Source organism: Mesorhizobium sp. M2A.F.Ca.ET.039.01.1.1 (assembly GCF_003998035.1).
Taxonomy (GTDB): domain Bacteria; phylum Pseudomonadota; class Alphaproteobacteria; order Rhizobiales; family Rhizobiaceae; genus Mesorhizobium.
This window is the reverse complement of the sequence record NZ_RZRY01000321.1, coordinates 1-7041: the sequence shown is the minus strand read 5'-3', so window position 1 is coordinate 7041 and position 7041 is coordinate 1. Positions and strand designations below refer to the sequence as shown.

The 7041-nt window shown below is 64.5% G+C and carries 6 protein-coding genes and 1 pseudogene; 2 read left to right on the top strand and 5 right to left on the bottom strand.

The window, feature by feature from the left end; all coding sequences use genetic code 11:
- The 5 genes from EOA24_RS22245 to EOA24_RS22225 form a co-directional block, all read right to left on the bottom strand.
- The coding region (locus EOA24_RS22245) for a LacI family DNA-binding transcriptional regulator (protein WP_133374569.1) at window positions 1-601 on the bottom strand (601 nt) is incomplete at its 3' end.
- A gap of 59 nt (window positions 602-660) precedes the next feature.
- Window positions 661-1455, bottom strand: a complete 795-nt coding sequence (locus tag EOA24_RS22240) for an ATP-binding cassette domain-containing protein (RefSeq protein WP_126078643.1) — start codon at window positions 1453-1455, stop codon at window positions 661-663.
- Window positions 1456-1459: 4 nt separating this feature from the next.
- A complete protein-coding gene (locus tag EOA24_RS22235; RefSeq protein ID WP_126078642.1) occupies window positions 1460-2446 on the bottom strand; it encodes an ABC transporter permease in 987 nt (328 codons plus the stop codon).
- A 127-nt stretch (window positions 2447-2573) separates the two neighbouring features.
- Window positions 2574-3506 (bottom strand): substrate-binding domain-containing protein, encoded by a 933-nt coding sequence (locus EOA24_RS22230; RefSeq protein ID WP_095818957.1) that lies wholly within the window; start codon window positions 3504-3506, stop codon window positions 2574-2576.
- Window positions 3507-3775: 269 nt separating this feature from the next.
- A complete protein-coding gene (locus EOA24_RS22225) occupies window positions 3776-4933 on the bottom strand; it encodes a fumarylacetoacetate hydrolase family protein (protein ID WP_126078641.1) in 1158 nt (385 codons plus the stop codon).
- 193 nt (window positions 4934-5126) lie between these two features.
- Between EOA24_RS22225 and EOA24_RS22220 the strand changes: the two genes are divergently transcribed.
- Together EOA24_RS22220 and EOA24_RS22215 are read left to right on the top strand one after the other, a co-directional pair.
- On the top strand, window positions 5127-6410 hold the full coding sequence (locus EOA24_RS22220; RefSeq protein ID WP_127410063.1) for an FAD-dependent oxidoreductase: 1284 nt from the start codon (window positions 5127-5129) through the stop codon (window positions 6408-6410).
- A gap of 94 nt (window positions 6411-6504) precedes the next feature.
- Window positions 6505-7041 (top strand): annotated as a pseudogene (locus EOA24_RS22215) (ABC transporter permease); the annotation flags it as partial.

The following is a 7041-nucleotide window of genomic DNA, read 5'->3' as shown; positions in this document are numbered from 1 at the left end:
CTTCATGGCCGCGATAGGAGCGCGAGCCGACCATCATCGCCAGATGCCCGGTGCGGCCGCCGAGGAAGCGCCCCATCAGCAGCGCCGCTGTGCGGCCCGCCACGCGGTTGTCGATGCCGACATAGGCCGAGCGGGGCGCCGCTGGCACGTCTGAGACCAGCGTGACCAGCCTGATTCCCGCCTCGACCAGCTCGCGCAAGATGTTGCGCGTGCGCGGGTGATCGACGGCGATGACGCCGACGCCATTGGCCTTGAGCGACAGATTCTCCACAGCGCTCTGCAGCGCGCTGGGCGAAATGCCGGCAAGATTGTGGATGCGGCACGACGCGACCAGGGGCAGGCGCGCCGCATAGTCCTCGATGTGATGGGCAAGATCGGCCATGAAGGCGTTGGACCCGATCGGCAGGAAGAATTCGAGATGCGCCGGCTTCGAGGGCAGCACGACCTGGTCGAGTGTCGGCAGATAGCCGAGCTGCTTGGCCGCTTCCATCACGCGCTGCCGGTTGGCGGCACTTGCGCCCGGACGGTTGTTCAGCACCCTGTCGACGGTCGCGGTCGACAGGCCGCAGCTCCTGGCGATGTCGGCTACGGTGGCTTTCATGGGTCCAGTCATAGGATGGGATGCGAGCCCCTGTCACGCCAAGTCAAAGTCTGCCGAAATCAGCCATGCGATTCCCGGCCGTCGGTGATCGCATCCCGGATTTCCTTGTCCGACATGCCGGTGATGACGCGCTCGACCTCGGCCACCGTCGTCTTCTTCGGATCGATGTCGTCGGCCACCACCTTGCCCCGGCGCATCACCACGATGCGGTCGACCACCTGGAAGACGTGGTGGATGTTATGCGCGATGAAGATGCAGGAATGACCGGAGTCGCGGGCGCTGCGCACGAAGCTCAAGACACCTTGCGTCTCGGCGACGCCGAGATTGTTGGTCGGCTCGTCGAGGATGATGAGATCACTGTCGAAATGCATGGCGCGCGCGATTGCGACCGCCTGCCGCTCGCCGCCCGACAGCGAGCCGATCGGCGTCGTCGGCGGGATGTTCTTGGTGATGCCGACTTGCCGCAGAAGGTCGCGCGCCACCGCGTTCATCGCCTCCTGGTCCATGCGGTTCAGGAAGCGCGGCGGCTTGATCGGCTCGCGGCCGAGGAACAGGTTGCGCGCGATCGACAGCTGCGTGACCAGCGCCGAGTCCTGGTAGATCGTCTCGATGCCCTCAGCGATTGCGTCGCTGGTGCTGCGGAAATTGACCTTCTTGCCGCGGACGAAGATGTCGCCGCTGGTCAGCGGCACGGCGCCCGACAGCACCTTGATCAATGTCGACTTGCCGGCGCCGTTGTCGCCGAGCAGGCCGACGATCTCCTTTTCGTTGACGTGGAAATTGGCGTCCACCAGCGCCTGCACGCGCCCGTAGGACTTGCGGATGTTTGCCATGCGGATCAGAGGCTCGGCCATCGTCTTAAGTCCCTGCCTGGTGCCGGCGTTCGAGCCACGAATGCAGCGCCATCATGCCGAGGATGATCGCGCCGATGAAGATGTTGTAGGCAAGCCCCGGCACCCCGATCAGCACGATGCCGTTGCGCATGACGCGCAGGATCAGGATGCCGAGCACCGTGCCGATGATGGTGCCGCGTCCCCCCGTCAGCGCCGTGCCGCCGATCACCACCATGGCGATAACCTCGAGCTCATAGCCGGTGCCGCTGTTGGGGTTGGCCGCGGAGGTGCGCAGCGACGAGATCACGCCGGCCAGCGAAGCCATCACCGCCGACAGGACGAACAGACCGACCTTGACGCGGTTGACGTTGACGCCGCGGGCGCGCGCCGCATTGGGATTGCCGCCGGCGGCCTGGATCCAGTTGCCGGTCCGGCTCTGCGTCAGCACATAGCCAAGGATGATCGCGGCGCCGATGAACCAGAAAAGCGAGGCGTAGATGCGGAACGGCCCGACATAGAAGTCGCCGACGAGGATATCGGCCAGCCAGCTGCCTTCGGCGCTCCAGGTCCGCTGCGGGAAGCCGTCGGTGACGAAGAGCGCCGTGCCGCGCACGACCAGCAGCATTCCGAGCGTGACCAGGAAGGACGGGATCTTGAGCTGGGTGACGAACCAGCCATTGACCAGCCCGATCAGCGCGGCAACGATTAGCGCGATCAGCAGGCCCACCTCCAGCGAGGTGACGCCGCTGTTGAACAGCGTCCACATCAGCACTGGCGAGAAGCCGAACAGCGAGCCGACGGAAAGGTCGAATTCACCCGATGTCATCAACAGCGTCATCGCCAGCGCGATCAGGCCGAGCTCGACGGTGAAGGCCAGGATGTTGGAGATGTTCTGCGGCGAGAGGAAGTCCGGATTGATGGCCCAGAACACGACCAACTCGACGACGAGCAGGACAAGGGGGCCGAATTCTGACCTGCCGATCAGGCGCTGGACGAAGGAATGATTTTCCACGAGATACCCGTGACATGATTGAAACTGGCCGGATTTCGCGCCGGGTATGGCGGCGGGCGCCGGCGGCGGTAGCATCCAGCGCCGCGCTTCAGGTGCAAAGCGCGGCGCTGGTCAATCGCGCGGGAACTTATTTGCCGGACAGGATCTTGTCGTAGACGCCGGCGGTGTCCTTCTCGTAGAGCGCGCCGGTGATGACATTGAAGCCCGGGGGGATGCCGCTGGCGGCCATGTTGGCGAGCGACAGCGCCACATAGCTGGTCGCCTGCGGGTCCTGCCACTGCGCGGCGTTGACATAGCCGTTCAGCACTTCCTGCGTGGTGTCGAGCGAATTGCCCCAGCCAACGACCGGGATCTCGCCCGCCTTGACGCCGACCTGGTCGAACACCCGCTTGATCGAGCCGGTGACGAGGTCGCCGAGGCCGATGATCGCCTTCACCTTGCCCTTGTGCGCGGTGAGATAGTCGGCCATGCGGCTGATCACTTCGGCCTGGTCGAGCGTGGCCTCGGTGATTTCATAGGTGATGCCGAGCGGCTCGAAGACGCTCTTGATGCCTTCCTCTTCCTGCACGCCATAGGTGGCGCCGGGAACCTCGACCGGCATCCAGACGAAGTCGCCTTTCTTCACAAGGCCCTTGTCGACCAGGTATTGCGCCCAGTGCTTGCCGAAGGTGACGTTGTCGCCGCCGACATAGGCGTTGAAGTTGGCTTTCGGGTCGGGTGTGTTGAAGTTGATGATCGGGATGTTGGCCGCGCGCGCTTCCTTGGCGAGCTCGATCAGGCTGCCCGGATCGGGGCTGGTGGTGACGATGCCGTCGGCCTTGGCCGAGATGGCGGCGCGGATCGCCTCCTGCTGCGAGGCAACGTCGCCATTGTGGAACGACGTGTTGACCTTATTGCCGGTGTCGCTTGCCCATTGCTTGGCGCCGGCCAGGAAATAGGTCCAGACCGGGTCGGCCGGGCCGCCATGTGAAATCCAGTAGAACGTCTTGGCCTCAGCCATCGCCGGAATGGCGATGAGCGCGATCAAGCCAAGCACGAGCAGTCTTAGCCGCGAAAGCATTCGATTTCCTCCCATGTTGAAACTCTCCTCCTGGATCGGCGCGACGCGGCCTTTGTCCACGTCTCCTGCCAGCGCCGACCGGAACGTCCAGAGCATTCCCTTTTTCAGACGATGGCAAGCCTCCATCGCCAATGGATGTTGGCACAGCTTCGCGCGCCATCAGCAATCCCATCAGATTGCATCAGTTCAGGCGCTATTTTCTCGGGCAGGCGTTGCCGTTAGCGCTCGCTCTCTGCGGCGGGGTTGGACAACGTCGCCTCGGTTGGGCGCTAGAGAAGATTGGCCTTCGCCAGGTCGCGCATCAGATGGCTGGCGCCATAAGTCCAATGCGGACAGTCCGGCGACAGGCGCACGCGGTTGGTGAGAGCGCCGAGCTTTTCCGACGAGATGGTGACGATATCGCCGACCTTGTGGGTGAAGCCCTTGCCCTTCTCGCCGCGATCCTTCGACGGCACGAACATGGTGCCGAGATAAAGCGCCAGCCCGTCCGGATACTGGTGATGCGGCCCCATCGCCGCCTTGACCAGTTCTTCCGGCGAACGGCTGATTTCGGCCATCGAGCTGGCGCCTTCCAGCGAGAAGCCGTCCTCGCCCTCGACGCTGAGTCGCACCGTGGCGCGCTTGACGTCGGCGATCGAGAAGGTCTCGTCGAACAGCCGGATGAACGGTCCGAGCGAGGCGGAAGCATTGTTGTCCTTGGCCTTGCCGAGCAGCAGCGCCGAGCGCCCCTCGACATCGCGCAGGTTGACGTCGTTGCCAAGCGTGGCGCCGACGATGCGACCCGAGCTGTCGGCTATCATGGCGATCTCCGGCTCGGGATTGTTCCAGGTGGAGACGGGGTGCAGGCCGACATCGGCGCCGAAGCCGACGGACGCCATCGGCTGGCATTTGGTGAAGATTTCGGCGTCCGGGCCGATACCCACCTCCAGATATTGCGACCAGGCCCCGCGCGAGATCAGCTTGGCCTTGATTTCCATCGCTTCCGGCGAACCGGGCTTGAGCTTCGACAAGTCATGGCCAATCAGGCTGGCGATGTCGGCGCGGATGGCGTCGGCCTTTTCCGCCGAGCCGCGCGCCTGCTCCTCGATGACGCGCTCGAGCAGGCTGACCACGAAGGTGACGCCGGAGGCTTTGATCGCCTGCAGATCGACGGGCGAAAGCAGGATGGGCTTCGCGGCGTCGCGCTTGGCCTCGAAGCTGTTTGCCGCGATGTCGGCGAGCACGCCGATCGCCTTACCCTTGGCTGAGCGCAGGTAGTCGGCGGGATCCTTCAACTCGCAAAGATCGCGCACCGTCGGCGCCGCGCTCGAGGTGATGTCGATCACTTCGCCGTCCCGTGCCGTCACCACCAGCGGATGAGAAGCGGCGCTGGTTCTGGCGCGGCCGACGAAAAGTCCTTCGGCAGGCAGGCGGGTCGGATCGGTCATGGCATCATTCCTCTCGATTGTCGCGCGGCACTTTCCCCGGATTTAGCGCAAACGTCTATCCCGTCGATGCCAAGGTTTATGGGCCATGGCTGTGCTGTCACATAGCCAGGATTTGTCTGGCCTATCGAGCGCTCTTTCAAATTCATGAAATTGACAATAGGATTTTCACGAAGTTTCAGCGCCGAGGTGATCTTTGCCCGCAGCCTTCTTCGATCCGGTCTGGCGGAAACCCCAAACGGCGCCGGCCTTCCGGTCCGAACTGTCATCCGGCGGCACGTTCGACGCGATCATTGTCGGCGGCGGCATCATGGGCCTGTCGACCGCGCTGCATGCGGCGCGGGCCGGCCTTTCCGTTCAGGTGCTGGATGCTGGTGCGATCGGGCAGGGCGCTTCCGGTCTCAATGGCGGCCAGGTCATTCCCGGCCTCAAATACGATCCGGAATGGCTGATTGAACATTTCGGCAAGGAGCGTGGTGAAGCCCTGGTCGCGTTCGCCGCCTCGACGGCCGATGCCGTGTTCGACGTGATCCGCGACGAGAAGCTGGCAGTGCCGTTTACGCGCAATGGCTGGATCCAGGCGGCGCACACCGAGACAGCGCTGAAGGCCGCCGCCAACCGCGACCGCCAATGGCGCTCGCGCGGCGCCGACGTCAAGCTGCTCGACCAGGCCGAGATCGCGGCGATGACCGGCGCCAGGGGCTATCTCGGCGGCTGGCTCGACCGCCGCGCTGGAATCATCGATCCGCTGTCCTATACGCTCGAACTGGCCCGCGTCGCTTCGGCCGCCGGCGCCGGCATCGCCGAGCAGCAGCGAGTGGTGAAGCTCGCCAAGGAGGCCGGCGTCTGGCGGGTCTCGACGCAAGGCGGCGCCGAGTTGCGGGGCAGATCGGTCGTACTTGCCACCAATGCCTATACGGATGGCCTGCTGCCCGGGCTTGCCCAGACCATCGTGCCGCTGCATTCCTTCCAGATCGCCACCGCGCCGCTACCGGCGGAGCTTGCCGCCGGCATCCTGCCTGGCGGGCAGGCCGTTTCCGATTCCCGTCGCATCCTGGTCTACTACCGCCGGAGTCCCGATGGCCGCATGGTGCTGGGCGGCCGCGGCCGCATGGCGCGGCCCTCAAGCGCCGCGGACTGGGCGCATCTCGAACGCGCGCTCACCCGCCTCTATCCGGCGCTTGCCGGCATCGCCATCGAGAAGCGCTGGTTCGGCCGAGTGGCGCTGACGCCGGATCACCTGCCGCATCTGCATGAACCGGAAAAGGGCCTGCTTGCCGTCGTCGGCTGCCAGGGCAGGGGCGTCGGCCTGATGAGCGCGCTCGGCAAGCGCATGGCGAACTACCTCGCCAGCGGCGATGCCAGGCAATTGCCCTTCCCGCTGTCGCCGATCCGGCCGATCCCGTTCCACGCCTTTCGGCAGATCGGCGTTGCCGCGGCAATTGCCTGGTATCGCATGCTCGATGCCTTTGAGCGCTGACGCCGAACGTGTGCAGCGCACAAGCGATTCAGCTTGACAGTTTCATGAATATGAAAAATCATTAGGCGATTTCAGAATTCCGATGGGCAGTTCAATGTCGTCGACCGTCGTTGCAGCACGGCCCTTGCCGGAAAACCGCATCTCGCCGGTCTTCCGCTTCGCCATGCTGCTGCCGGGCGGGCTGGTCACATTCTTCCTGATCCTCTTTGCGCTCGGCCTTGTGGTCTTCCTCGCCTTCAGGGGCAATGACGGCTCGCTGCTTGGGGTCGGCCTAACGGCGGAGAATTTCCTCACCGTCGCCACCGATCCGCTCTACTGGACGGTGACGCTGCGCTCGCTGGTCATTGCCGGCCTGGTCACGCTTGCGACGGTCGTTACCGCCTATCCGGTCGCCTATTACCTCGCCTTCCATGCCGGCCGCCGCCGCAACCTTTTGCTTTTCCTCGTCACCCTGCCGTTCTGGACCAGCTACCTCTTGCGCGTCTTCGCCTGGAAGATCGTGCTCGCCTATAACGGCGTGCTGAATTCCGCCTTCATCGAGACCGGCCTCTGGAAGGAGCCGACGCTGGCTTTCCTCAACACGCCGGCCGCGGTGGTGGTCACGCTCGCCCATGCCTACGCCCCCTTCGCC